This window comes from Xanthomonas sp. NCPPB 3570, assembly GCF_056725115.1.
This window is the reverse complement of record NZ_CM161513.1, coordinates 941,587-965,086: the sequence shown is the minus strand read 5'-3', so window position 1 is coordinate 965,086 and position 23,500 is coordinate 941,587. Positions and strand designations below refer to the sequence as shown.

27 protein-coding genes are annotated in these 23,500 nt (G+C 64.8%); all 27 read right to left on the bottom strand.

All coding sequences use genetic code 11. The features are described 5' to 3' along the window. Window positions 1-4: 4 nt before the first annotated feature. Window positions 5-448, bottom strand: coding sequence for a 50S ribosomal protein L15 (gene rplO, locus AC1PLR_RS04280; RefSeq protein ID WP_010340451.1), 444 nt, complete (start codon window positions 446-448; stop codon window positions 5-7). Between the two features lie 6 nt (window positions 449-454). Further along, the gene (gene rpmD / locus AC1PLR_RS04275) at window positions 455-646 is read right to left on the bottom strand and encodes a 50S ribosomal protein L30 (protein WP_010340450.1); all 192 of its coding nucleotides are present in this window, start codon (window positions 644-646) and stop codon (window positions 455-457) included. Then, on the bottom strand, window positions 639-1,184 hold the full coding sequence (rpsE, locus tag AC1PLR_RS04270) for a 30S ribosomal protein S5 (protein WP_010340449.1): 546 nt from the start codon (window positions 1,182-1,184) through the stop codon (window positions 639-641). Before rpsE ends, rpmD begins: the two co-directional genes overlap by 8 nt. A 155-nt stretch (window positions 1,185-1,339) precedes the next feature. Beyond that, on the bottom strand, window positions 1,340-1,699 hold the full coding sequence (gene rplR / locus AC1PLR_RS04265; protein WP_010340448.1) for a 50S ribosomal protein L18: 360 nt from the start codon (window positions 1,697-1,699) through the stop codon (window positions 1,340-1,342). 91 nt (window positions 1,700-1,790) lie between these two features. Next, a complete protein-coding gene (rplF, locus tag AC1PLR_RS04260; RefSeq protein WP_017908703.1) occupies window positions 1,791-2,318 on the bottom strand; it encodes a 50S ribosomal protein L6 in 528 nt (175 codons plus the stop codon). A gap of 16 nt (window positions 2,319-2,334) precedes the next feature. Then, complete coding sequence (rpsH, locus tag AC1PLR_RS04255; RefSeq protein WP_010340446.1) at window positions 2,335-2,733, bottom strand: 30S ribosomal protein S8; 399 nt, start codon at window positions 2,731-2,733, stop codon at window positions 2,335-2,337. 252 nt (window positions 2,734-2,985) lie between these two features. Further along, a complete protein-coding gene (gene rpsN / locus AC1PLR_RS04250) occupies window positions 2,986-3,291 on the bottom strand; it encodes a 30S ribosomal protein S14 (protein ID WP_010341607.1) in 306 nt (101 codons plus the stop codon). Between the two features lie 111 nt (window positions 3,292-3,402). Next, window positions 3,403-3,945, bottom strand: coding sequence for a 50S ribosomal protein L5 (rplE, locus tag AC1PLR_RS04245; protein ID WP_010341606.1), 543 nt, complete (start codon window positions 3,943-3,945; stop codon window positions 3,403-3,405). 11 nt (window positions 3,946-3,956) lie between these two features. After that, a complete protein-coding gene (gene rplX / locus AC1PLR_RS04240) occupies window positions 3,957-4,274 on the bottom strand; it encodes a 50S ribosomal protein L24 (RefSeq protein WP_010341604.1) in 318 nt (105 codons plus the stop codon). A gap of 15 nt (window positions 4,275-4,289) precedes the next feature. Further along, window positions 4,290-4,658: a 50S ribosomal protein L14 gene (gene rplN / locus AC1PLR_RS04235; protein WP_003486699.1), complete on the bottom strand. Its 369-nt coding sequence runs from the start codon at window positions 4,656-4,658 to the stop codon at window positions 4,290-4,292. A gap of 14 nt (window positions 4,659-4,672) precedes the next feature. Then, a complete protein-coding gene (rpsQ, locus tag AC1PLR_RS04230; protein ID WP_010341599.1) occupies window positions 4,673-4,942 on the bottom strand; it encodes a 30S ribosomal protein S17 in 270 nt (89 codons plus the stop codon). A gap of 11 nt (window positions 4,943-4,953) precedes the next feature. Beyond that, a complete protein-coding gene (gene rpmC / locus AC1PLR_RS04225) occupies window positions 4,954-5,139 on the bottom strand; it encodes a 50S ribosomal protein L29 (protein WP_010341597.1) in 186 nt (61 codons plus the stop codon). Further along, window positions 5,139-5,552: a 50S ribosomal protein L16 gene (rplP, locus tag AC1PLR_RS04220; protein ID WP_003470657.1), complete on the bottom strand. Its 414-nt coding sequence runs from the start codon at window positions 5,550-5,552 to the stop codon at window positions 5,139-5,141. Before rplP ends, rpmC begins: the two co-directional genes overlap by 1 nt. A 5-nt stretch (window positions 5,553-5,557) precedes the next feature. Beyond that, entirely contained in the window at window positions 5,558-6,292 is a 735-nt protein-coding gene (rpsC, locus tag AC1PLR_RS04215; RefSeq protein ID WP_010341595.1) for a 30S ribosomal protein S3, read from the bottom strand. Window positions 6,293-6,309: 17 nt separating this feature from the next. Further along, complete coding sequence (gene rplV / locus AC1PLR_RS04210) at window positions 6,310-6,645, bottom strand: 50S ribosomal protein L22 (protein WP_003470663.1); 336 nt, start codon at window positions 6,643-6,645, stop codon at window positions 6,310-6,312. Window positions 6,646-6,657: 12 nt separating this feature from the next. Continuing rightward, a complete protein-coding gene (gene rpsS, locus AC1PLR_RS04205; RefSeq protein ID WP_010341594.1) occupies window positions 6,658-6,927 on the bottom strand; it encodes a 30S ribosomal protein S19 in 270 nt (89 codons plus the stop codon). A 6-nt stretch (window positions 6,928-6,933) separates the two neighbouring features. After that, on the bottom strand, window positions 6,934-7,761 hold the full coding sequence (rplB, locus tag AC1PLR_RS04200) for a 50S ribosomal protein L2 (RefSeq protein WP_010341593.1): 828 nt from the start codon (window positions 7,759-7,761) through the stop codon (window positions 6,934-6,936). 10 nt (window positions 7,762-7,771) lie between these two features. Next, a complete protein-coding gene (rplW, locus tag AC1PLR_RS04195; protein ID WP_010341592.1) occupies window positions 7,772-8,071 on the bottom strand; it encodes a 50S ribosomal protein L23 in 300 nt (99 codons plus the stop codon). Then, on the bottom strand, window positions 8,068-8,673 hold the full coding sequence (gene rplD, locus AC1PLR_RS04190) for a 50S ribosomal protein L4 (RefSeq protein ID WP_010341591.1): 606 nt from the start codon (window positions 8,671-8,673) through the stop codon (window positions 8,068-8,070). The genes rplW and rplD overlap by 4 nt, the downstream gene beginning before the upstream one ends. A 12-nt stretch (window positions 8,674-8,685) precedes the next feature. Next, window positions 8,686-9,336, bottom strand: a complete 651-nt coding sequence (rplC, locus tag AC1PLR_RS04185) for a 50S ribosomal protein L3 (protein ID WP_010341590.1) — start codon at window positions 9,334-9,336, stop codon at window positions 8,686-8,688. Window positions 9,337-9,347: 11 nt separating this feature from the next. Then, on the bottom strand, window positions 9,348-9,659 hold the full coding sequence (gene rpsJ, locus AC1PLR_RS04180; protein ID WP_010341589.1) for a 30S ribosomal protein S10: 312 nt from the start codon (window positions 9,657-9,659) through the stop codon (window positions 9,348-9,350). Between the two features lie 473 nt (window positions 9,660-10,132). After that, complete coding sequence (gene tuf, locus AC1PLR_RS04175) at window positions 10,133-11,323, bottom strand: elongation factor Tu (RefSeq protein ID WP_152182225.1); 1,191 nt, start codon at window positions 11,321-11,323, stop codon at window positions 10,133-10,135. 90 nt (window positions 11,324-11,413) lie between these two features. Further along, on the bottom strand, window positions 11,414-13,504 hold the full coding sequence (gene fusA / locus AC1PLR_RS04170; RefSeq protein WP_010341333.1) for an elongation factor G: 2,091 nt from the start codon (window positions 13,502-13,504) through the stop codon (window positions 11,414-11,416). Between the two features lie 138 nt (window positions 13,505-13,642). Then, complete coding sequence (gene rpsG / locus AC1PLR_RS04165; RefSeq protein WP_010341334.1) at window positions 13,643-14,110, bottom strand: 30S ribosomal protein S7; 468 nt, start codon at window positions 14,108-14,110, stop codon at window positions 13,643-13,645. Between the two features lie 12 nt (window positions 14,111-14,122). Continuing rightward, window positions 14,123-14,497, bottom strand: a complete 375-nt coding sequence (gene rpsL, locus AC1PLR_RS04160; protein WP_003469157.1) for a 30S ribosomal protein S12 — start codon at window positions 14,495-14,497, stop codon at window positions 14,123-14,125. Between the two features lie 228 nt (window positions 14,498-14,725). Continuing rightward, window positions 14,726-18,943, bottom strand: coding sequence for a DNA-directed RNA polymerase subunit beta' (gene rpoC, locus AC1PLR_RS04155; RefSeq protein ID WP_017908394.1), 4,218 nt, complete (start codon window positions 18,941-18,943; stop codon window positions 14,726-14,728). Between the two features lie 130 nt (window positions 18,944-19,073). Then, window positions 19,074-23,225, bottom strand: coding sequence for a DNA-directed RNA polymerase subunit beta (rpoB, locus tag AC1PLR_RS04150; protein ID WP_010341337.1), 4,152 nt, complete (start codon window positions 23,223-23,225; stop codon window positions 19,074-19,076). Between the last annotated feature and the right edge of the window lie 275 nt (window positions 23,226-23,500).

Below are 23,500 nucleotides of genomic sequence, written 5' to 3'. Positions count from 1 at the left end.
CGTGTTACTCCTGCACGCTGCCGCCGGCAGCTTCGATTGCCGCCTTGGCACCGGCGGTCGCGGCAACGCCCTTCAGCACGAACTTCTTGGTCAGTTCGCCCTTCAGGACCACCTTGGCCTTCTTCGCGGTGCTCGGGACCAGCTTCGCGGCGCGCAGCGCGGCGAAATCGATCTCGCCGGCCGGCAGGTTGTCGAGCTGGTAGGACAGCACTTCGGCGGTGTCCTTGGCCATCTTCGAACGGAAGCCGATCTTCGGCAGACGGCGCTGCATGGGGGTCTGGCCGCCTTCGAAGCCGGCCTTGATCTTGCCGCCGCCCTTGCGCGCGAACGAACCCTTGTGGCCGCGGCCGGCGGTCTTGCCCAGGCCGGAGCCGATGCCGCGACCGACGCGGGTGCGCTCGGTGCGCGCGCCCGGCGCGGGCTTCAGATCATTCAGATGCAAAGTCATGGTCGATTACTCCTCAACCTGGACGAGGTACTGAACCTTGTTGATCAGGCCGCGCACTTGCGGGCTGTCCTTCAGTTCGCGCACATCGTTGAGCTTGTTCAGGCCCAGGGCACGCACCGACAGGCGGTGACGCGACTGGGTACCACGCAGGCCGCGCACCAGGCGCACCTTGACGGTCTTGGTGGATTCATTAGCCATGGGTCAGATCCTCCACCTTCTTGCCGCGCTTGGCCGCGATGCGGGCCGGCGACTGCATGTCTTCCAGGCCGCGCAGGGTGGCGCGCACCAGGTTGATCGGGTTGCGCGAACCGACGGCCTTGGCCAGCACGTTCTTCACGCCCACCGCTTCCAGCACGGCGCGCATCGCGCCGCCGGCGATCACGCCGGTACCTTCCGAGGCCGGCATCATGAACACGCGCGCCGCGCCGTGGCCGGACTTCACCGGGTGCCACAGGGTGCCGTTGTTCAGATCGATGTTGAGCATGCCCTTGCGCGCATACTCCATCGACTTCTGGATCGCGACCGGCACTTCGCGCGCCTTGCCGTAGCCGAAGCCGATCTTGCCGTTGCCGTCGCCGACCACGGTCAGCGCGGTGAAGGTGAACTGGCGACCGCCCTTGACCGTCTTGCTGACGCGGTTGACCGCGACCAGCTTCTCGATCATGCCGTCGTCGACTTTCTCTTCGCGGTTGCGGTCGCGATCACGACCCCGCGGTGCACGCTGTTCTTCAGCCATTGTGATGTCCTTGATAGAGGAAAAGATTTACGGCTTCGTTGCCGCTTGTGGTTGTGGTCTGGAGCCGTGTTCCCCGGACGCGCGCAGAAGGCGCGCCAAGGTCCGATGCAGCCCGCATCGGCGGGACGGACGCGGCGTCGCCGTGCCCGCAAGGATCAGAACTGCAGGCCGCCTTCGCGCGCGGCGTCGGCCAGCGCCTTGATGCGGCCGTGGTAGCGGTAGCCCGAGCGGTCGAAGGCGACCTTCTCGACGCCCGCGGCCTTGGCGCGCTCGGCGATCAGCTTGCCGACCTTGGCGGCGGCGTCGCTGTTCTTGCCGTTCTTCAGGCCGTCTTTGACGTCGGCCTGCAGGGTGTTTGCCGCGGCGAGGACCTTGGAGCCGTCGGCGGTGAAGACCTGCGCGTACAGGTGCTGGCCGGTGCGCAGCACCGACAGGCGGGCGACGCCGAGCTCGCGGATGTGGGCGCGGGTCGACTTGGCGCGACGCAGGCGGGCGATGTTCTTGTTGATGCTCATGGTATGTGTCCTAGGAAAGCTGAAGGGGAACAGGCTTTTGCATTGAAGAGTCCGGCCATGAATGGCCGGGCTCCTCGCAGAAGGACCTGCCTTAGGCCTTCTTGGCTTCCTTGCGAATGATGGCTTCACCGGCGTACTTCACACCCTTGCCCTTGTAGGGCTCCGGCGGACGGAAACCGCGGATCTTGGCGGCGACTTCACCGACGCGCTGCTTGTCGGCGCCCTGCACCAGGATCTCGGTCTGGGTCGGAGCGGCCAGGGTGATGCCCTCCGGCGCGCTGAACACGATGGGGTGCGAGAAACCGAGCGCCAGGCTCAGATCCTTGCCCTGCATCGTGGCACGGTAGCCGACGCCCACCAGCTCGAGCTTGCGCTCAAAGCCCGCGGACACGCCCTGCACCATGTTCGCCAGGATGGCGCGAACGGTGCCGGTGATGGCGATGTGCGACGGATCGTTCGCCGACAGCGTGGCGACACCGTTTTCCTGCTTGATTTCGACGCCGGCCGGCTTCGGCAGCGACAGGGTGCCCTTCGGGCCCTTGACGCTGACCTGATCGGCCTGGACGGTGAGTTCGACGCCCTTCGGGAGGGAGATCGGCTTCTTGGCTACGCGGGACATGTGAGTGCTCCTTCCCTTAGGCCACGAAGCACAGGACTTCGCCACCGACGCCGGCCTGACGGGCCTGCGCATCGGTCATGATGCCCTTGGACGTGGAAATGATGGCAACGCCCAGACCGCCGAGAACCTTCGGCAGCTCGGTCTTGCCGCGATACTGGCGCAGACCCGAACGCGAAACGCGCTTGAGCGTATCAATGACCGGACGGCCCTCGAAATACTTCAGCACGATTTCCAGTTCGGACTTGTTGTTCTCGATCGCGTTGACGCGCAGATCGCTGATGTAGCCTTCGGCCTTCAGCACTTCCGCGATCGCAACCTTGATCTTGGAGGACGGCATCTTCACCGTCGGCTTGCCAACCGCGGCCGCATTCTTGATGCGGACCAGCAGGTCGGCGATGGGATCAGTCATGCTCATGGTGTCTACCTTTGAGTGCACCGATATCCGCTTTCGCGAAAATCTTGTGGTGGAGCGGTGGAATGACGCAGGGGGTGAAGCGCGCAACCGCCGGAGGAACCCGCGGCGGCTGCCATACCCGTCCCTGCCGCGAGGCAAGGAGCGGGAGTATACGACAAAAAGTCCGACTTGCGTCGGACTCGTTGTCTGAACGACACGCGGGCGGCTGGACCGCCCTGCCCGGCCCCGCGGACGGGACCGGTGCCGCTGGAATTACCAGCTGGCCTTGCGCAGGCCCGGAACGTCGCCGTTCATGGTCGCCTTGCGCAGCATGTTGCGGCCCAGGCCGAACTTGCCGTACACGCCACGCGGGCGGCCGGACAGTTCGCAACGGGTGCGCTGGCGGCTCGGCGACGAATCGCGCGGCAGCTTCTGCAGCTTGGTCACGGCCTCGGCCTTCTCGTCGTACGAGGCGGTGCCGGAGGCGATGATCTTCTTCAGCGCATCACGCTTGTCGGCGAACTTCTTCGCCAGCTTCTTGCGCTTGATGTCGCGGTTGACCATGGAGGTCTTTGCCATCTGTAAATCCTCGGGATTCGAGAGTGGGGATTGGAGATTTCCAGAATCCGGGATGTGAAGGGCGCAGCGCCCTTCCATCCCGAATCCCGAATCCCGAATCCCGGCTGTCAATCAGTTACGGAACGGGAACTTGAACGCTTCGAGCAGCGCCTTGGCTTCGGCGTCGGTCTTGGCGGTGGTGGTGATGGCGATATCCATACCGCGGATCGCGTCGACGGCGTCGAAGTCGATTTCCGGGAAGATGATCTGCTCCTTCACGCCCATGTTGAAGTTGCCGCGGCCGTCGAACGAACGCCCCGAGACACCACGGAAGTCGCGCACGCGCGGCAGCGAGATGTTGATCAGGCGGTCCAGGAACTCGTACATCTTGGCGCGACGCAGCGTGGTCTTGCAGCCGATCGGCCAGCCATCGCGGATCTTGAACGAAGCCACCGAGATGCGCGACTTGGTCACCACCGGCTTCTGGCCGGAGACCTTGGCCATGTCGGCGACGGCGTTTTCCAGGATCTTCTTGTTCGTCGCGGCCTCGCCCACGCCCATGTTCAGCGTGACCTTGACCAGCTTCGGCACTTCCATCGGATTGGTGTAACCGAACTTCTTCATCAGAGCCGGTACCACTTCTTCCTTGTAGATCTTTTCGAGACGGGAAGTCATTGTGTCATTCCTCAGGCGTCGAGCGCCTCACCGCTGGAGCGGAACACACGCAGTTTGCGTCCATCCTCCAGCACCTTGAAGCCAACGCGGTCGCCCTTGCCCGTGGCCGGGTTGAGGATCGCAACGTTGGAAATATGGATCGACGCTTCGCGCTCGACCACGCCGCCGGCGACGCCCGCCTGCGGGTTCGGCTTGGTGTGGCGCTTGACGATGTTCGCGTTGGAGACGACCACGCGGTCGCCGTCGACGCGGACGACTTCGCCCTGCTTGCCCTTGTCCTTGCCGGTGGTGACGACGACCTGGTCGCCCTTCTTGATACGGTTAGCCATGTGTATGTCCTCCGCTCACAGCACTTCGGGAGCGAGCGAGACGATCTTCATGAACTTCTCGGAACGCAGCTCGCGGGTCACAGGCCCGAAGATGCGCGTACCGATCGGCTCCTGCTTGTTGTTGAGCAACACCGCGGCGTTGCCATCGAAGCGGATCAACGAACCGTCCGGACGACGCACGCCCTTGCGGGTACGCACGACGACGGCGTCGTAGACTTCGCCCTTCTTGACCTTGCCGCGCGGAATCGCGTCCTTGACGGTGACCTTGATGATGTCGCCAATGTGCGCGTAGCGGCGCTTGGAGCCGCCGAGCACCTTGATGCACATCACTTCCTTGGCACCGGAATTGTCGGCGACGTCGAGGTAGCTCTGCATCTGGATCATGATTCAGATCTCCCTTATTCGGCCGCGCGGGTGACGATTTCCACCACCCGCCAGTTCTTGGTCTTGGACATCGGCGCAATCTCGGTCACGCGCACGACATCGCCTTCGTTGCAGGCGTTGTCGGCATCGTGGGCGTGGAGCTTGGTCGAGCGCTTGATGTACTTGCCGTACAGCGCATGCTTGACCTGACGCTCCACCAGCACGGTGACGGTCTTGTCCATCTTGTTGCTGACCACACGGCCTTCGACCGTGCGCAGCGTCTTGCTTTCGTTATTGTCGCTCATCGCGGCCATCCTTACTTCGTGCTGCCGAGCAGGTGCTTGACGCGAGCGATCTCGCGGCGCACCCGGCGGGTTTCGTGAGTCTTCGGCAGCTGCCCGGTGACCTGCTGCATGCGCAGGGCGAACTGCTCCTTGCGCAGATCGGTCAGGTGGGCCTTCAGATCGTCGGCCGACTTCTCGCGGAGTTGTTTGATGTCCATCAGCGTACCGTCCGGGTCACGAAGGTGGTGGTCACCGAAAGCTTGGCAGCGGCCAGGCGGAACGCCTCGCGCGCGACATCTTCGCCGACGCCTTCGATTTCATAGATCATGCGACCGGGCTGGATCTGCGCGACCCAGTACTCGACGTTACCCTTACCGGAGCCCATTCGCACTTCGATCGGCTTCTTGGTGATCGGCTTGTCCGGGAACACGCGGATCCACATCTTGCCGCCGCGCTTGACGTAGCGGCTGATCGAGCGGCGCGCCGCCTCGATCTGGCGCGCGGTCAGCTGACCGTGCGCCGTGGCCTTCAGCCCGTACTCGCCGAAGCTGACGGCGTTTCCGCTCCACGCCAGGCCGTCGTTACGACCCTTGTGCATCTTGCGGTATTTGGTTCGCTTGGGTTGCAACATTGCCGTTACCTCGCTTCACGGGCCGGACGCGACGGACGGTCGCCACGGTCGCCGCGATCGTTACGATCGTTGCGCGGGGAATCGTCCTGCTTTTCCTGGCCAACCTGGGAGAAATCGAAGATCTCGCCCTTGTAGATCCAGACCTTGATGCCGATGATGCCGTAGGTCGTCTTGGCTTCGGCGAAGCCGTAGTCGATGTCGGCACGCAGCGTGTGCAGCGGCACGCGGCCCTCGCGGTACCACTCGGAACGGGCGATTTCCGCACCGTTCAGACGGCCGGCGACGTTGACCTTGATGCCCAGGGCACCCAGGCGCATCGCGTTGCCGACCGAGCGCTTCATCGCGCGGCGGAACATGATGCGACGCTCCAGCTGCTGCGCGATCGACTCGGCGACCAGCTGCGCGTCCAGTTCCGGCTTGCGCACTTCGGTGACGTTGATGTGGGCGGGGACGCCCATCATCTCGCTCACTTCCTTGCGCAGCTTCTCGATGTCCTCACCGCGCTTGCCGATCACCACGCCCGGGCGGGCGGTGTGGATCGTCACGCGCGCGGTCTTGGCCGGACGCTCGATCAGGATCTTGCTGATGCCCGCCTGCGCCAGCTTCTTGCGCAGCATTTCGCGGACCTTGAGGTCGGCTGCCAGGTAACCGGCGAACTCGGCCTTGTTGGCGTACCACTTGGAATTCCAGTCCTTGGCGATACCCAGGCGGATTCCGATCGGATGAACTTTATGACCCATCGTCTTTTCCTTTCCGCTTACTTGGCGGCGCCCACAACCACAGTGATGTGGCTGGTGCGCTTGAGGATGCGGGTACCGCGGCCTTTCGCCCGCGCCATGAAACGCTTCAGGGTCGGACCTTCATCAACCATGATGGTCTTGACCTTCAGCTCGTCGACATCCGCGCCTTGATTGTTCTCGGCATTGGCGATCGCCGACTCCACCACCTTCTTGATCAGGTGGGCAGCCTTCTTGTCCGAGAACTTCAGCAGGTTGACCGCCCGCTCGGCGGAAAGACCACGGACCTGGTCGGCGACCAGGCGGGCCTTCTGCGGGGAGATGCGCGCGGTGCGCAGGATTGCTTTCGCTTCCATCGTCATCTCTCCTTACCGGCCCGACTTCTTGTCGCCACCGTGACCCTTGAAGGTCCGGGTGACGGCAAATTCGCCGAGCTTGTGGCCGACCATGTTCTCGTTGACCAGCACCGGAACGTGGTTCTTGCCGTTATGCACGGCGATGGTGAAACCCACCATCTCCGGCAGGATCATCGAGCGACGCGACCAGGTCTTGATCGGACGCTTGCTACCGGCCGCGGCCTCCACCTTCTTGACGAGGTGGTGATCGACGAACGGGCCCTTCTTGAGTGAACGTGCCATGGTCGATTAGCCCCTACGATCGCGGACGATGAATTGTTCGGTGCGCTTGTTATGGCGCGTCTTGTAACCCTTGGTCGGGACACCCCACGGGGTGACCGGATGCGGATTACCCTGACCGGCCTTCGCCTCACCACCACCGTGCGGGTGGTCGACTGGGTTCATGGCCGCACCGCGAACGGTCGGACGCACGCCGCGCCAGCGCTTGGCGCCCGCCTTGCCCAGCTTCTCGAGGTTGTGCTCGTCGTTGCCGACTTCGCCGATGGTGGCGCGGCACTCGGACGGCACCTTGCGCATTTCGCCGGAGCGCAGACGCAGGGTGGCGTAGATGCCTTCACGCGCGACCAGCTGCACCGCGGCGCCGGCGGCACGCGCGATCTGCGCGCCCTTGCCCGGCTTCAGCTCGATCCCGTGGACGGTGGTACCGACCGGGATGTTGCGCAGCGGCAGGGTGTTGCCGGTCTTGATCGGCGCATCCGAACCCGCGATCACCTGGTCGCCGGCCTTCAGGCCCTTCGGCGCGATGATGTAGCGACGCTCGCCGTCGGCGTAGCACAGCAGGGCGATATGGGCGGTGCGGTTGGGATCGTATTCGATCCGCTCCACGCGCGCCGGGATACCTTCCTTGTTGCGCTTGAAGTCGATGACGCGGTAGTGCTGCTTGTGGCCACCGCCGACGTGGCGGGTGGTGATGCGGCCGTGGTGGTTACGACCACCGGACTTGCTCTGCTTTTCCACCAGTGCAGCGTGCGGGGCGCCCTTGTGCAGATCGGGCGTGACCACGCGCACGGCCGAGCGACGGCCTGCGGAGGTGGGCTTGAATTTCATCAATGGCATGGGATGTACCTCAGGCCTTGGCCGTTACGTCGATGGACTGGCCTTCGGCCAGACGCACGTACGCCTTGCGCCAATCGCCGCGACGACCGCTGCGCGAACGGAAGGACTTGTTCTTGCCCTTGACGTTCAACACGTTGACCGACTCGACCTTGACGTCGAACAGCTGCTCGACCGCGGCCTTGACATCGGCCTTGGTGGCTTCGTTCGAAATCTCGAAGACGTACTGATTGGAGAGTTCCTGCAGGCGCGCGGTCTTTTCGGAGACACGCGGAGCGCGCAGCACGCTGAAGATTTTTTCGTTGCTGCTCATGCCAGCCACTCCTCGACCTTCTTGACCGCATCGGCGGTGATCACGACCGTGTCGGCCCCAACCAGCGACACCGGATCTAGGCCCTGCACGTCGCGCACTTCCACGTAGGGAAGGTTGCGGGCCGACAGGTACAGATGCTCGGAGGCTTCTTCGGTCACGATCAGCGGGCGCTTGCCCACTTCCAGACCCTTCAGCTTCTCGACCAGGCCCTTGGTCTTGCTGGCCTCGACGTCGAACGCGTCGACGACCATCAGGCGGCCCTGGCGGTTCAGCTCCGAGAGGATCGCGCAGATGGCCGCGCGGTACATCTTGCGGTTGACCTTCTGCTCGAAGCTGCGCGGCTTGGCCGCGAAGGTCACGCCACCGCCGACGAAGATCGGAGCGGTCAGCGCGCCGTGGCGAGCGCCACCGCCCTTCTGCTTCTTCGACTTCTTGGTGGTGCCGTTGACTTCCGAACGCGTCTTCTGCGCCTTGGTGCCGGCGCGGCCGGCGTTGCGATAGGCGACGACGACCTGGTGAACCAGATCCTCGCTGAAATCGCGGCCGAACACGGCGTCGGAGACCGAGACCTTGTTGTTGCTACCCGTGATAACGAGTTCCATCGTCATCTCTCCTTATGCCTTGCTAGCCGGACGCACGATCACGTCGCCACCGGCAGCGCCAGGCACAGCGCCGCGAATGGCGATCAGGCCACGCTCGACGTCGACCTTGACCACTTCCAGATTCTGCGTGCTCTGCTGCACCGCGCCCATGTGGCCGGACATCTTCTTGCCCGGGAAAACGCGACCCGGGGTCTGGCGCTGACCCAGCGAACCCGGCGCGCGATGCGACAGCGAGTTACCGTGGGTGGCATCGCCCATGCGGAAGTTGTGCCGCTTGATGGTGCCCTGGAAGCCCTTACCCTTGGTGACGCCCTGGACGTCGACCTTCTGGCCGACGGCGAAGATGTCCGCCTTGATTTCGCCGCCGACGGCGAACTCGCCCAGCTGCGCGTCCTCGACGCGGAACTCCCACAGGCCGCGACCCGCTTCGACCTTCGCCTTGGCGAAATGGCCGGACGCCGGCTTGTTGACCAGCGCGGCGCGACGGGCGCCCACGGTGATCTGCACGGCGCTGTAGCCGTCGGCTTCGACGGTCTTGAGCTGGGTGATGCGGTTCGGGGTCGCTTCGATCAGGGTGACCGGGATGGAGCGGCCGTCTTCGGTGAAGACGCGGCTCATGCCGGCCTTGCGGCCCACGAAGCCCAACGAATACTTCTTCGTCATGGTCGTAGTCCTCAGGTCAACTTGATCTGGACATCGACGCCAGCCGCGAGTTCGAGCTTCATCAGCGCGTCCACGGTCTTGTCGTTGGGGTCGACGATGTCGAGCACGCGCTTGTGCGTGCGGGTCTCGTACTGGTCACGCGCGTCCTTGTCGACGTGCGGGGAAACGAGGATGGTGTAGCGTTCGATCTTGGTCGGCAACGGGATCGGGCCACGCACTTGCGCGCCGGTCCGCTTGGCCGTCTCGACGATCTCGCTGGCCGAACGGTCGATCAAACGATGATCGAACGCCTTCAGCCGAATCCGGATCTTTTGGTCCGCCATGACGGTGGGTTCCTTCGTTAAAAGAGCGACGGGCAAGGCCTCTGGGATACCTGCCCCGGTTGTTTCCTGATGTCGTACCGCCGAGCATCCGGCTCGACGGGGGCATTCCTCCGCCCCAAAAACTGGGGCAGACCAGTCGACCCGGCCTGCCCAGACGGAAAAGTATAATGCGCAGCTAGAGCAGCGTCAACAACCCGGGGCTGTTGAGTGCTCCATGCGACGCGACCTTCCCGGTCCTGCGAACACGAGCGGCGTCCTGCCTCTCTTTTCGCTGTCTTACCGGCGCCCTACCCAGGAACGCCGAGCCGCGCATTATAGCGACGACTTCACGCCTCCGCAACACCACGGCGCCGCAAATCGCAAGATTTCTGCATGACCCGAAACGACGAAGGGCCGGCATGCGCCGACCCTTCGCGATGCCGGCGACCGCAGTCGCTGACGATGTCACCGGCGGCCGCAGCCGCCAGAGGGCATTACTTGATGATCTTGGCCACCACGCCGGCGCCGACGGTACGGCCGCCTTCGCGGATCGCGAAGCGCAGGCCTTCGTCCATCGCCACCGGGTTGATCAGCGTCACCACCATCTTGACGTTGTCGCCCGGCATCACCATTTCCACGCCTTCCGGCAGCTGCACCGCACCGGTGATGTCGGTGGTGCGGAAGTAGAACTGCGGACGGTAGCCCTTGAAGAACGGGGTGTGACGGCCGCCCTCATCCTTCGACAGCACGTACACCTCGGCTTCGAACTCGGTGTGCGGCTTGATCGAACCCGGCTTGCACAGCACCTGGCCGCGCTCCACGTCGTCACGCTTGGTGCCGCGCAGCAGCAGGCCCGCGTTGTCGCCCGCCTGGCCCTGGTCCAGCAGCTTGCGGAACATTTCCACGCCGGTCACGGTGGTCTTCTGCGTGGCACGGATGCCGACGATTTCGATTTCGTCGCCCACCTTGATCACGCCGCGCTCGATACGGCCGGTCACCACGGTGCCGCGGCCGGAGATCGAGAACACGTCTTCCACCGGCATCAGGAACGGCTTGTCCACGTCGCGCTGCGGCTCCGGGATGAACGAGTCCAGCGCGTCCACCAGCTTCAGGATCGCCGGCACGCCGATCTCGCTCTGGTCGCCTTCCAGCGCCAGACGGGCCGAACCGTGGATGATCGGGGTGTCGTCGCCCGGGAAGTCGTACTTGCTCAGCAGCTCGCGCACTTCCATCTCGACCAGCTCGAGCAGCTCGGCGTCGTCGACCATGTCGGCCTTGTTCAGGAACACCACGATGTGCGGCACGCCGACCTGGCGCGACAGCAGGATGTGCTCGCGGGTCTGCGGCATCGGGCCGTCCGCGGCCGAGCACACCAGGATCGCGCCGTCCATCTGCGCCGCACCGGTGATCATGTTCTTGACGTAGTCCGCGTGACCCGGGCAATCCACGTGCGCGTAGTGGCGCGTCGGGGATTCGTATTCCACGTGGGCGGTCGAGATCGTGATGCCGCGCGCCTTCTCTTCCGGCGCCGCGTCGATCGCGTCGTACGCCTTGAACTCGCCGCCGAAGCGCTCTGCGCCGATCTTGGTCAGCGCCGCGGTCAGCGTGGTCTTGCCGTGGTCGACGTGACCGATGGTGCCGACGTTGACGTGCGGCTTGGTGCGCTCGAACTTACCCTTTGCCATGTCTTCTCTACCTCGTGATTCGTATTGGGGGACGAGAGAGCGGGATGCGGCGCGGATCGAGTCCGCGGCACGCATCCCGTCGCTCTAATCTCAGTTCTTCTTGATGACCGAGTCGGCGATGTTGGCCGGCGCTTCGGCGTAGTGGTCGAACTCCATCGAGAAGGTGGCGCGACCCTGCGACATCGAGCGCAGCGTGGTGGCGTAGCCGAACATTTCGCCCAGCGGCACCATCGCGTTGATCACCTTGCCCGACGGGCTGTCGTCCTGGCCCTGCAGGATGCCGCGACGACGGCTCACGTCGCCCATCACGTCGCCCAGGTAATCCTCCGGGGTGACGATCTCGACCTTCATGATCGGCTCCAGCAGCACCGGGTTGGCCTTGTTGAAGCCTTCCTTGAAGCCCATCGAGCCGGCGATCTTGAACGCCATTTCCGACGAGTCGACGTCGTGGTACGAACCGTCGATCAGGCGCACCTTGACGTCCACGATCGGGTAGCCGGCCATCACGCCGTTGGCCACCGCTTCCTGGATGCCCTTGTCCACCGCCGGGATGTATTCCTTCGGCACCACGCCGCCGACGATCGCGTTCTCGAAGGTGTAGCCCTGGCCACGCTCCTGCGGCTCGATCTCGAGCACGACATGACCGTACTGGCCCTTACCGCCGGACTGACGCACGAACTTGCCTTCCTGCTTGACCGCCTTGCGGATGGTCTCGCGGTAGGCCACCTGCGGCTTGCCGACGTTGGCTTCGACGTTGAACTCGCGCTTCATGCGGTCAACGATGATTTCCAGGTGCAGCTCGCCCATGCCGCGGATGATGGTCTGGCCGGACTCTTCGTCGGTGTTGACGCGGAACGAGGGATCTTCCTGCGCCAGACGGCTCAGCGCGATGCCCATCTTTTCCTGGTCGGACTTGGTCTTCGGCTCGACCGCCATCGAGATCACCGGCTCCGGGAACACCATGCGCTCCAGGGTGATGATGTGGTCCTGCGCGCACAGGGTGTCGCCGGTGGTGACGTCCTTCAGGCCCACCGCCGCGGCGATGTCGCCCGCGCGCACTTCCTTGATCTCTTCGCGGTTGTTGGAGTGCATCTGCAGGATGCGACCCACGCGCTCCTTCTTCGACTTGACCGGGTTGTACACCTGGTCGCCGGAGTTCAGCGTGCCCGAGTAGACGCGGAAGAAGGTCAGCGAGCCGACGAACGGGTCGGTCATGATCTTGAACGCCAGCGCCGAGAACGGGGCGTTGTCGGTGGCCGGACGGCTGTCTTCCTTCTCGTCCTCGTCGATGCCCTTGACCGGCGGACGGTCGCTGGGCGACGGCAGCAGCTGGATCACGCCGTCGAGCATGGCCTGCACGCCCTTGTTCTTGAAAGCGGTACCGCAGTACACCGGCACCACTTCCACCTTCAGGGTGCGCTCGCGCAGACCGCCCAGGATCTCGGCCTCGGACAGGTCGCCCTCGTTGAGGTACTTGTCCATCAGGTCTTCGTTGGCTTCGGCCGCGGCCTCGACCATGAACGCGCGCGCCTCGGTGGCCTTGTCGACCAGGTGCGCGGGGATGTCACGGTATTCGAACACGGTGCCCTGCGAGGCGGTATCCCAGTGGATCGCCTTCATCTTGACCAGGTCGACCACGCCCTCGAAGCCGTCTTCGGCGCCGATCGGCACCTGCATCGGCACCGGGTAGGCACCCAGGCGGGCCTTCAGCTGCTCGACGACCTTGTCGAAGTTGGCGCCGGTGCGGTCCATCTTGTTGACGAACGCCAGACGCGGCACCGCGTACTTGTTGGCCTGACGCCACACGGTCTCGGACTGCGGCTGCACGCCGCCGACCGCGCACAGCACGAACACCGCGCCGTCGAGCACGCGCAGCGAGCGCTCGACTTCGATGGTGAAGTCCACGTGCCCGGGGGTGTCGATGATGTTGAAGCGGTGCTGCGGCATGGACTTGTCCATGCCGGTCCAGAACGCGGTGGTGGCCGCGGAGGTGATCGTGATGCCACGCTCCTGCTCCTGCTCCATCCAGTCCATCGTCGCGGCACCGTCATGCACCTCGCCGATCTTGTGGCTGACGCCGGTGTAGAACAGGATGCGTTCGGAGGTGGTGGTCTTGCCGGCATCGATGTGAGCCATGATGCCGAAGTTGCGGTAACGCTCGATGGGAGTGGTACGGGCCACAGGGAGCCTCTCAAATTTCTTGGATTTCGGATGGCCGAACGCCGCCTTGCGGCGGCCTTCGGATTTGTGCCACGCGCAACGGCGCGGCTAGCGGCACTCAGATGGTGCCAGCGGGCCCCGTTTCCAAGGCCCGGAAGGTCACCAGCGGTAGTGCGCGAACGCCTTGTTCGCTTCCGCCATGCGGTGAGTCTCTTCGCGCTTCTTGATGGCGCCGCCACGGTTTTCCGAAGCATCGACCAGCTCGGCCGCGAGCTTGCGCGGCATCGAGTTCTCGCCACGCTTGCGCGCCGAGTCGATCAGCCAGCGCATCGCCAGCGCCATGCGACGGGAGGAACGCACCTCGACCGGCACCTGGTAGGTGGCACCGCCGACGCGGCGGGACTTGACTTCGACCGCCGGAGCGACGTTGTCCAGCGCCTTCTGCACCAGCTCGATGGCGTTGGGGTTCTTCTCGCCGATCACGTCCATCGCGCCGTACACGATCTTTTCGGCGACGGACTTCTTGCCGCTCAGCATCACCATGTTGATGAAGCGGGCGATGGTTTCGCTCCCGTGCTTGGGATCCGGGAGAACGGCGCGCTGCGGCGTATTACCTTTACGAGACATGTGTACTTTCCCTTAGCTCTTCGGGCGCTTGGCGCCGTACTTGGAACGACCCTGGCGACGCTTGGCAACGCCGGCGGCGTCGAGCGAACCGCGCACGGTGTGGTAGCGCACGCCCGGCAGATCCTTGACGCGGCCGCCGCGGATCAGGACCACAGAGTGCTCCTGCAGGTTGTGGCCTTCGCCGCCGATGTAGCTGATGACCTCTTCCTGGTTGGTCAGGCGCACCTTGGCGACCTTGCGCAGGGCCGAGTTCGGCTTCTTCGGGGTGGTGGTGTACACGCGCGTGCAGACGCCACGGCGCTGCGGGCACTTGTCCAGCGCCGGAGAGGCGCTCTTGTAGGTGGTCGCCTGCCGCGGCTTGCGGACCAGCTGGTTGATCGTCGCCATCAGTGGATTCTTCTGATTGAGGCCGTCGGGCCTGGATGCGTGAAAACGAAGGCAGGCCGAAGGACGGCCTGCCGAGACAGGAAAGTATAGCGGGCAAGTCAAAGCGCCGTCAACACAACGGAATTTTTACTTGCTGGCCCATCCGGGGCCGGAATACGGGGCGCTTCCGCTGCGCCCCCTTTCGCGTGGTAGACCGGCCCCGCGGGCGGGACCGGTCCGGCGTGTTGCTTACTCTTCGCTGCCGGCAGCCGCCGGGGCGGAGGTCTCGACCGCCGGCTCGGCGCTGCCGCCGGACAGGGTCTGCATCTCCGACTCGGTCAGGCCGCTGGCGTTGCGGCGGCGCGTGTTGTGGTACGCCAGGCCGGTACCGGCCGGAATCAGGCGACCCACGATCACGTTTTCCTTCAAGCCGCGCAGCGTGTCGCTGGTGCCGCGGACCGCCGCCTCGGTGAGGACGCGGGTGGTCTCCTGGAACGACGCGGCCGAGATGAACGACTCGGTCGCCAGCGACGCCTTGGTGATGCCCAGCAGCACCGGCTCGTACTTGGCCGGCAGCTCGTTGCGGGTCACCAGGCGGGCGTTCTCCTCGATGACGCGCTGGCGCTCGGCCTGCTCGCCGTTGAGGAACTTGCTGTTGCCCTGGTCGGTGATCTCGACCTTGCGCAGCATCTGCCGGGTGATGACCTCGATGTGCTTGTCGTTGATCTTCACGCCCTGCAGGCGGTACACGTCCTGGATTTCCTTGACCAGGTACGCGGCCAGCGGCTCGACGCCCAGCAGACGCAGGATGTCCTGCGGGCTCGGCTCGCCGTCCACCACGGTTTCGCCCTTGGCCACGTGCTCGCCTTCGAACACGATGATCTGGCGGTACTTCGGGATCAGCTCTTCGTGCTCCGACCCGTCGGTGTCCTTGATGATCAGGCGCTGCTTGCCCTTGGTGTCCTTGCCGAAGCTGATGATGCCCGAACGCTCGGCCAGGATCGCCGGATCCTTCGGCTTGCGCGCTTCGAACAGGTCTGCCACGCGCGGCAGACCACCGGTGATGTCGCGGGTCTTGGACGCTTCCTGCGGGATCTTGGCGACCACGTCGCCCACGCCGACCGGCGCGCCGTCCTGCAGGTTGACGATCGAGCGCGGCGGCAGCAGGTACTGCGCCGGCAGATCGGTGCCCGGGATGGTCAGGTCATTGCCCTTGGCGTCGACGATGCGCACGATCGGGCGCAGGTCCTTGGCCTGGGTGCCGCGACGCTTCGGATCGGTGATCTCGCGCGAGGCCAGGCCGGTCAGTTCGTCGGTCTTCTCGATGACGGTGACGCCGTCGATGAAGTCGATGAAGCGGATGAAACCGGCCACTTCCGACACGATCGGGTGGTTGTGCGGATCCCAGTTCGCCACCGACTGGCCGGCCTTGACCGCATCACCGTCCTTGGCGGTGATGGTGGCGCCGTACGGCAGCTTGTAGCGCTCGCGCTCGCGGCCGTGGCCGTCGAGCACCGACAGTTCGCCCGAACGCGACACCGCCACCAGCGAGCCGTTGGCGTGCTCGACCGACTTGAGGTTGTTGAACTTGATCGAACCGGTGGTCTTGACCGTGATGTTGTCCACCGCCGCCGCACGCGAGGCCGCGCCGCCGATGTGGAAGGTACGCATGGTCAGCTGGGTACCCGGCTCGCCGATCGACTGCGCGGCGATGACGCCGACCGCTTCGCCGATGTTGACCAGGTGGCCACGGGCCAGGTCGCGGCCGTAGCAGCGCGCGCACACGCCGAACGCCGATTCGCAGGTGATGGTCGAGCGGACCTTGACCGACTGCACGCCGGCCTCTTCCAGCTTGGCCACCCACTGCTCGTCGAGCAGGGTGTTGCGGGTGACGATCGGATCCTCGTCGTTGCCCGGCAGGAACACGTCCTCGGCCACCACGCGGCCGAGCACGCGGTCGCGCAGCGGCTCGACCACGTCGCCGCCTTCCACGATCGGGGTCATGGTCAGGCCGTCGGTGGTGCCGCAATCGGGCTCGGTGATCACCACGTCCTGCGCCACGTCGACCAGGCGGCGGGTCAGGTAACCGGAGTTGGCGGTCTTCAGCGCGGTATCGGCCAGACCCTTACGGGCACCGTGGGTGGAGTTGAAGTACTCCTGCACGTTCAGGCCTTCGCGGAAGTTCGCCTTGATCGGCGTCTCGATGATCGAGCCGTCCGGGCGGGCCATCAGGCCGCGCATGCCGGCCAGCTGACGGATCTGCGCCTGCGAACCACGCGCGCCGGAGTCGGCCATGATGTACAGCGAGTTCATCGACTTCTGGTCGATGGTCTCGCCCTTGGCGTTGACCACCTTCTCGGTGCCGATGGTGTCCATCATCGCCTTGGCGATGCGCTCGTTGGTGCGCGACCAGATGTCCACGACCTTGTTGTAGCGCTCGCCGGCGGTGACCAGACCGGACTGGTACTGCTCCTGGATTTCGAGCACTTCCTGCTCGGCTTCGCCGAGGATGCCCTTCTTCTCCGACGGGATCAGCATGTCGTCGATGCCGATCGACACGCCGGCACGGGTCGCGTAGGCGAAGCCGGTGTACATAAGCTTGTCGGCGAACACGACACTGTCCTTCAGACCCAGCTGGCGGTAGCTGGAGTTGATCAGGCGGCTGATGTTCTTCTTGGTCAGCTCGGTGTTGGCCAGCGCGAACGGCAGGCCTTCCGGCAGGATCTCGGCCAGCAGCGCACGCCCGATCGTGGTGTCCACGATCGAGGCCTTCTTGGTGCGGTTGCCGTCCTCGTCGATCACCGTCTCGGTGATGCGGACCTTGACCTTGGCGTGCAGTTCGACCGCACGGTTGTCGTAGGCGCGCTTCACTTCGGCGATGTTGGCGAAGACCATGCCCTCGCCCTTCTTGTTCTCCAGCGCGCGGGTCATGTAGTACAGACCCAGCACCACGTCCTGCGACGGCACGATGATCGGCTCGCCGTTGGCCGGCGACAGGATGTTGTTGGTGGACATCATCAGCGCGCGCGCTTCCAGCTGCGCTTCCAGCGACAGCGGCACGTGCACGGCCATCTGGTCACCGTCGAAGTCGGCGTTGAACGCGGTGCAGACCAGCGGGTGCAGCTGGATCGCCTTGCCTTCGATCAGCACCGGCTCGAACGCCTGGATGCCCAGACGGTGCAGGGTCGGCGCACGGTTCAGCAGCACCGGGTGCTCGCGGATCACCTCTTCCAGGATGTCCCAGACTTCGGCTTCTTCGCGCTCGACCAGCTTCTTGGCGGCCTTGATGGTGGTGGCCAGGCCTCGACGCTGCAGCTTGGCGAACACGAACGGCTTGAACAGCTCCAGCGCCATCTTCTTCGGCAGGCCGCACTCGTGCAGACGCAGGGTCGGGCCGACCACGATCACCGAACGGCCGGAGTAGTCCACGCGCTTGCCGAGCAGGTTCTGGCGGAACCGGCCCTGCTTGCCCTTGATCATGTCGGCCAGCGACTTCAGCGGGCGCTTGTTGGTGCCGGTGATGGCACGGCCGCGACGGCCGTTGTCCAGCAGCGCATCGACCGATTCCTGCAGCATGCGCTTTTCGTTGCGCACGATGATATCCGGCGCGTTCAGCTCGAGCAGGCGGCGCAGGCGGTTGTTGCGGTTGATGACGCGGCGGTACAGGTCGTTCAGATCGGAGGTCGCGAAGCGGCCGCCGTCCAGCGGCACCAGCGGACGCAGATCCGGCGGCAGCACCGGCAGCACGGTCATCACCATCCACTCCGGACGGTTGCCGGACTCGATGAAGGCCTCGATCAGCTTGATGCGCTTGGTCAGACGCTTGAGCTTGGTTTCCGAACCGGTGCTGGCGATCTCTTCGCGCAGGCGGGTCATTTCCGACTGCAGGTCGATGGTGCGCAGCAGTTCGTACACGGCCTCGGCGCCCATGGCGGCGTCGAAGTCGTCGCCGTGCTCCTGGCGCGCGGTCAGGTACTGCTCTTCGGTCAGCAGCTGGCGGCGCTCCAGGGCGGTCAGGCCCGGCTCGGTCACCACGTAGGCTTCGAAGTACAGCACGCGCTCGATGTCGCGCAGGGTCATGTCCAGCATCAGGCCGATGCGCGAGGGCAGCGACTTCAGGAACCAGATGTGCGCGACCGGCGAGGCCAGATCGATGTGGCCCATGCGCTCGCGACGCACCTTGGCCAGAGTCACTTCGGTGCCGCACTTCTCGCAGACCACGCCGCGGTGCTTCATGCGCTTGTACTTGCCGCACAGGCACTCGTAGTCCTTGATCGGGCCGAAGATGGCGGCGCAGAACAGGCCGTCGCGCTCGGGCTTGAAGGTCCGGTAGTTGATGGTTTCCGGCTTCTTCACTTCGCCGAAGGACCACGAACGGATCAGGTCCGGCGAGGCCAGCGCGATCTTGATCGCGTCGAAGTCCAGCGTCTGGCGCTGCTGGTTGAAGAGGTTGAGCAGGTCTTTCATTTGATTTCTCCGGGAATCGGGAATAGCGAATAGGGAATCGTTGGAAGCGGAGAGGCGGGACAGGAAACGCCGGCGGCCTGTGGGCAAACGCCCGGGCGGTTTCCTAGTCCCGACTCCTCATTCCCTGCCCTCAGTCTTCCAGTTCCATGTTGATCGCCAGCGAGCGGATTTCCTTCACCAGCACGTTGAAGGACTCCGGCATGCCGGCGACCATCTCGTGCTCGCCGTCGACGATGTTCTTGTACATCTGGTTGCGGCCCTGCACGTCGTCGGACTTCACCGTCAGCATTTCCTGCAGGGTGTAGGCCGCGCCGTAGGCTTCCAGCGCCCAGACTTCCATTTCGCCGAATCGCTGGCCGCCGAACTGCGCCTTGCCGCCCAGCGGCTGCTGGGTGACCAGCGAGTACGGGCCGGTGGAGCGCGCGTGCATCTTGTCGTCGACCAGGTGGTTCAGCTTCAGCATGTGCATGTAGCCCACCGTGGTGTGGCGATCGAACGCCTCGCCGGTGCGGCCGTCGTACAGCTGGGTCTGGCCGCTGATCGGCAGGTCGGCGAGCTCGAGCATGTGCTTGATCTCGGCCTCGGTCGCACCGTCGAACACCGGGGTGGCCATCGGCACGCCGTCGGTCAGGTTCTTCGACAACGCCAGCAGCTCCGCGTCGCTGAACTGGTCCAGATCCACGCGATCCTCGCCCAGCTTCTGGTCGTGGTTGTAGATCTGCGCCAGGAACTTGCGCAGGTCGGCAACCTTGGCCTGGGCCTCAAGCATGTTCTGGATCTTGCGACCCAGGCCCTTGGCGGCCCAGCCCAGGTGCACTTCCAGCACCTGACCGATGTTCATACGCGACGGCACGCCCAGCGGGTTCAGCACGATGTCCACGGTCTCGCCGTTGGCCATGTACGGCATGTCCTCGATCGGCTGGATCATCGACACGACACCCTTGTTGCCGTGGCGACCGGCCATCTTGTCGCCGGGCTGGATGCGGCGCTTCACCGCCAGGAACACCTTGACCATCTTCAGCACGCCCGGGGCGAGGTCGTCGCCGGCGGTGATCTTGCCGCGCTTGTCGGCGAAGCGACGCTCGAACTCCTTCTCGTGCGCCTGGATCTGCTTCTGCGCACGCTCGATCGCCTCGGAGGCGTCCTCGTCCTTCATGCGCAGCGCGAACCAGTCGGACTTCTTCAGGCCGTCCAGGTAGGCGTCGCTGATGGTGTCGCCCTTCTTCAGGTTCGGACCGCCGTTGGCGACCTTGCCGATCAGCTGGCCACGCAGACGCGCATAGATCGCGCTTTCCAGGATGCGGAACTGGTCGTCGAAGTCCTTCTTGACCCGCTTGATCTCGTTTTCCTCGATCTGGCGGGCGCGCTTGTCCTTCTCGATGCCGTCGCGGGTGAACACCTGCACGTCGATGACGGTGCCGTCCATGCCCGGCGGCACGCGCAGCGAGCTGTCCTTCACGTCCGAAGCCTTCTCGCCGAAGATCGCACGCAGCAGCTTCTCTTCCGGGGTCAGCTGGCTCTCGCCCTTCGGCGTGACCTTGCCGACCATGATGTCGCCGGCGCGCACTTCCGCACCGATGTACACCACGCCGCTCTCGTCCAGACGGTTCAGCGCCTGCTCGGACACGTTGGGGATGTCGGCGGAGATTTCCTCCGGCCCCAGCTTGGTGTCGCGCGCCACGCAGGTCAGCTCTTCGATGTGGATCGTGGTGTAGCGATCCTCTTCCACCACGCGCTCGGAGAGCAGGATGGAGTCTTCGAAGTTGTAGCCGTTCCACGGCATGAACGCGATCAGCATGTTCTGGCCCAGGGCCAGCTCGCCGATGTCGGTCGAGGGGCCGTCGGCCAGCACGTCGCCGCGCGCGATCACGTCGCCCACGTTGACCAGCGGACGCTGGTTGATGCAGGTGTTCTGGTTGGAGCGGGTGTACTTGATCAGGTTGTAGATGTCGACGCCGGCGTCGGTACCGCCGCCGATCTCGGCCTCGTTGACCTTGACCACGATGCGGCCGGCGTCGATCTGCTCGATCACGCCGCCACGACGTGCGTTCACGGTCACGCCCGAGTCGCGCGCCACGGCGCGCTCGATGCCGGTACCGACCAGCGGCTTCTGCGCACGCAGCGTCGGCACGGCCTGGCGCTGCATGTTCGCGCCCATCAGTGCGCGGTTGGCGTCGTCGTGCTCAAGGAACGGCACCAGCGCGGCCGCGATCGACACGGTCTGCATCGGCGACACGTCCATGAAGTGCACTTCCGCCGGCGGCTTCAGCAGCGACTCGCCCTGGTAGCGGCACGGCACGAACTGCTCGGTCAGGCGGCTCTTGGCGTCGTGCAGCGCGTTGGCCTGGGCGATGACGTATTCGTTCTCTTCGATCGCCGACAGGTACTCGACTTCGTCGGTGATCTGGCCGTCCACGACCTTACGGTACGGCGTCTCGAGGAAGCCGTACTGGTTGGTGCGGGCGTACACCGCCAGCGAGTTGATCAGGCCGATGTTCGGGCCTTCCGGCGTTTCGATGGTGCAGACGCGGCCGTAGTGGGTCGGATGCACGTCGCGCACTTCGAAGCCGGCGCGCTCGCGGGTCAGACCGCCCGGGCCCAGCGCGGAGACGCGACGCTTGTGCGTCACTTCCGACAGCGGGTTGTTCTGGTCCATGAACTGCGACAGCTGCGAGGAGCCGAAGAACTCCTTGATCGCGGCGGCCACCGGCTTGGCGTTGATCAGTTCCTGCGGGGTCAGGCCTTCGGACTCGGCCATCGACAGGCGCTCCTTGACCGCGCGCTCGACGCGGACCAGGCCCACGCGGAACACGTTCTCGGCCATTTCGCCGACCGAGCGCACGCGACGGTTGCCCAGGTGGTCGATGTCGTCGACCACGCCACGGCCGTTGCGGATCTCGGTCAGGACCTTGATCACGTCCAGGATGTCGGAGCTGTCGCCATGCTCGGCGACCAGGCGCTTGGACTCCTCGTCGTTGCGCTCGCCGAAGTACTTCTTGTCGTACAGCACCGACTCGCCGGTGACTTCCTTGCGGCCGACGCGGCGGTTGAACTTCATGCGGCCGACCGTGGACAGGTCGTAGCGCTCGAAGGTGAAGAACAGGTTGTGGAACAGGTTCTGCGCGGCATCCTTGGTCGGCGGCTCGCCCGGACGCATCATGCGGTAGATCTCGACCAGCGCCTCGAGCTGGGTCTTGGTCGGATCGATGCGCAGGGTGTTGGACAGGTACGGACCGCGATCCAGGTCGTTGACCCACAGCGTGCCCACGGCGTCGACACCGGCCTTGCGGAACGCGGTCAGCTGATCTTCGCTGATCTCGTCGTTGGCGCTGGCCAGCAGTTCGCCGGTCGAGGCATCGACCACGTCGTGCGACAGGATGCGGCCGACCAGGTACTCGTCGGGCACGGCCAGCGCGGCGATGCCGGAGGCCTCGAGCTGCTTGACGTGGCGCGCGGTGATGCGCTTGCCGGCTTCGACGATGACCTTGTCGCCGTCGGCCAGGTCGAAGTTCAGGGTCTCGCCGCGCAGGCGCTCGGGCACCAGCTCCAGCTGCACGCCTTCCTTCGGGTCGATGTGGAAGGTGTTGATCTCGAAGAACTCCGAGAGCATCTCCTCGTTCGAGTAGCCGAGCGCGCGCAGCAGGATCGACACCGGCAGCTTGCGGCGGCGGTCGATACGGGTGAACAGCGCGTCCTTCGGGTCGAACTCGAAGTCCAGCCAGGAGCCGCGGTACGGGATGATGCGGGCGCTGTACAGCAGCTTGCCCGAGCTGTGGGTCTTGCCGCGGTCGTGGTCGAAGAACACGCCCGGCGAGCGGTGCAGCTGCGAGACGATGACGCGCTCGGTGCCGTTGACGATGAAGGTGCCGTTGTCGGTCATCAGCGGGATTTCGCCGAGGTAGACCTCCTGCTCCTTGACGTACTTGATCGCCTTGGTCGAGGACTCGCGGTCGTAGATCACCAGGCGCACGGTCACGCGCAGCGGCGCGCCGTAGCTCATGCCGCGCTGGCGGCATTCACGCTCGTCGAACACCGGTTCGCCGAGCTTGTAGCCGACGTACTCCAGCGCCGCGTTGCCGCTGTAGCTGGAGATCGGGAACACCGATTTCAGGGCCGCGTGCAGGCCGTGGTCCGAACGCTTGTTCGGGTCGGTGTTCTCCTGCAGGAACTCGCGGTAGGAATCCACCTGGATGGCGAGCAGGAACGGCACTTCGAGGATCGAGCGCTGCTTGCCGAAGTCCTTGCGGATACGCTTCTTTTCGGTGAACGAATAAGACGTCATGAGGTATCACCTTGGCTGATGCGGGCCACGCGTCCGCGGCCCTGAGTGAACATAAATTGTCAGTTGGAAGTCGCTGGTATTGCCGGCACCAGCACGCCTTCTCCCGCTACTTCCAACTACCAACTCGGTGAAGCCGAGATTGGGGATGAGGGGATTCGGGATGGGTCAGCGACCGCCTCTCGAATCTCCAATGCCGAATATCCAATCCCGGCGTTACAACAACGGCCAAAGGCCGGGGGCTTTCGCCCCCAGCCTTCAGTGCATCGCCTTGAACG

Coding starts and splice junctions, on each gene's coding strand:
- rplO (WP_010340451.1), bottom strand. CDS start 448: ATGACTTTGCATCTGAATGATCTGAAGCCCGCGCCGGGCGCGCGCACC.
- rpmD (WP_010340450.1), bottom strand. CDS start 646: ATGGCTAATGAATCCACCAAGACCGTCAAGGTGCGCCTGGTGCGCGGC.
- rpsE (WP_010340449.1), bottom strand. CDS start 1,184: ATGGCTGAAGAACAGCGTGCACCGCGGGGTCGTGATCGCGACCGCAAC.
- rplR (WP_010340448.1), bottom strand. CDS start 1,699: ATGAGCATCAACAAGAACATCGCCCGCCTGCGTCGCGCCAAGTCGACC.
- rplF (WP_017908703.1), bottom strand. CDS start 2,318: ATGTCCCGCGTAGCCAAGAAGCCGATCTCCCTCCCGAAGGGCGTCGAA.
- rpsH (WP_010340446.1), bottom strand. CDS start 2,733: ATGAGCATGACTGATCCCATCGCCGACCTGCTGGTCCGCATCAAGAAT.
- rpsN (WP_010341607.1), bottom strand. CDS start 3,291: ATGGCAAAGACCTCCATGGTCAACCGCGACATCAAGCGCAAGAAGCTG.
- rplE (WP_010341606.1), bottom strand. CDS start 3,945: ATGACTTCCCGTCTCGAAAAGATCTACAAGGAAGAAGTGGTACCGGCT.
- rplX (WP_010341604.1), bottom strand. CDS start 4,274: ATGGCTAACCGTATCAAGAAGGGCGACCAGGTCGTCGTCACCACCGGC.
- rplN (WP_003486699.1), bottom strand. CDS start 4,658: ATGATCCAGATGCAGAGCTACCTCGACGTCGCCGACAATTCCGGTGCC.
- rpsQ (WP_010341599.1), bottom strand. CDS start 4,942: ATGAGCGACAATAACGAAAGCAAGACGCTGCGCACGGTCGAAGGCCGT.
- rpmC (WP_010341597.1), bottom strand. CDS start 5,139: ATGGACATCAAACAACTCCGCGAGAAGTCGGCCGACGATCTGAAGGCC.
- rplP (WP_003470657.1), bottom strand. CDS start 5,552: ATGTTGCAACCCAAGCGAACCAAATACCGCAAGATGCACAAGGGTCGT.
- rpsC (WP_010341595.1), bottom strand. CDS start 6,292: ATGGGTCATAAAGTTCATCCGATCGGAATCCGCCTGGGTATCGCCAAG.
- rplV (WP_003470663.1), bottom strand. CDS start 6,645: ATGGAAGCGAAAGCAATCCTGCGCACCGCGCGCATCTCCCCGCAGAAG.
- rpsS (WP_010341594.1), bottom strand. CDS start 6,927: ATGGCACGTTCACTCAAGAAGGGCCCGTTCGTCGATCACCACCTCGTC.
- rplB (WP_010341593.1), bottom strand. CDS start 7,761: ATGCCATTGATGAAATTCAAGCCCACCTCCGCAGGCCGTCGCTCGGCC.
- rplW (WP_010341592.1), bottom strand. CDS start 8,071: ATGAGCAGCAACGAAAAAATCTTCAGCGTGCTGCGCGCTCCGCGTGTC.
- rplD (WP_010341591.1), bottom strand. CDS start 8,673: ATGGAACTCGTTATCACGGGTAGCAACAACAAGGTCTCGGTCTCCGAC.
- rplC (WP_010341590.1), bottom strand. CDS start 9,336: ATGACGAAGAAGTATTCGTTGGGCTTCGTGGGCCGCAAGGCCGGCATG.
- rpsJ (WP_010341589.1), bottom strand. CDS start 9,659: ATGGCGGACCAAAAGATCCGGATTCGGCTGAAGGCGTTCGATCATCGT.
- tuf (WP_152182225.1), bottom strand. CDS start 11,323: ATGGCAAAGGGTAAGTTCGAGCGCACCAAGCCGCACGTCAACGTCGGC.
- rpsG (WP_010341334.1), bottom strand. CDS start 14,110: ATGTCTCGTAAAGGTAATACGCCGCAGCGCGCCGTTCTCCCGGATCCC.
- rpsL (WP_003469157.1), bottom strand. CDS start 14,497: ATGGCGACGATCAACCAGCTGGTCCGCAAGCCGCGGCAGGCGACCACC.
- rpoC (WP_017908394.1), bottom strand. CDS start 18,943: ATGAAAGACCTGCTCAACCTCTTCAACCAGCAGCGCCAGACGCTGGAC.
- rpoB (WP_010341337.1), bottom strand. CDS start 23,225: ATGACGTCTTATTCGTTCACCGAAAAGAAGCGTATCCGCAAGGACTTC.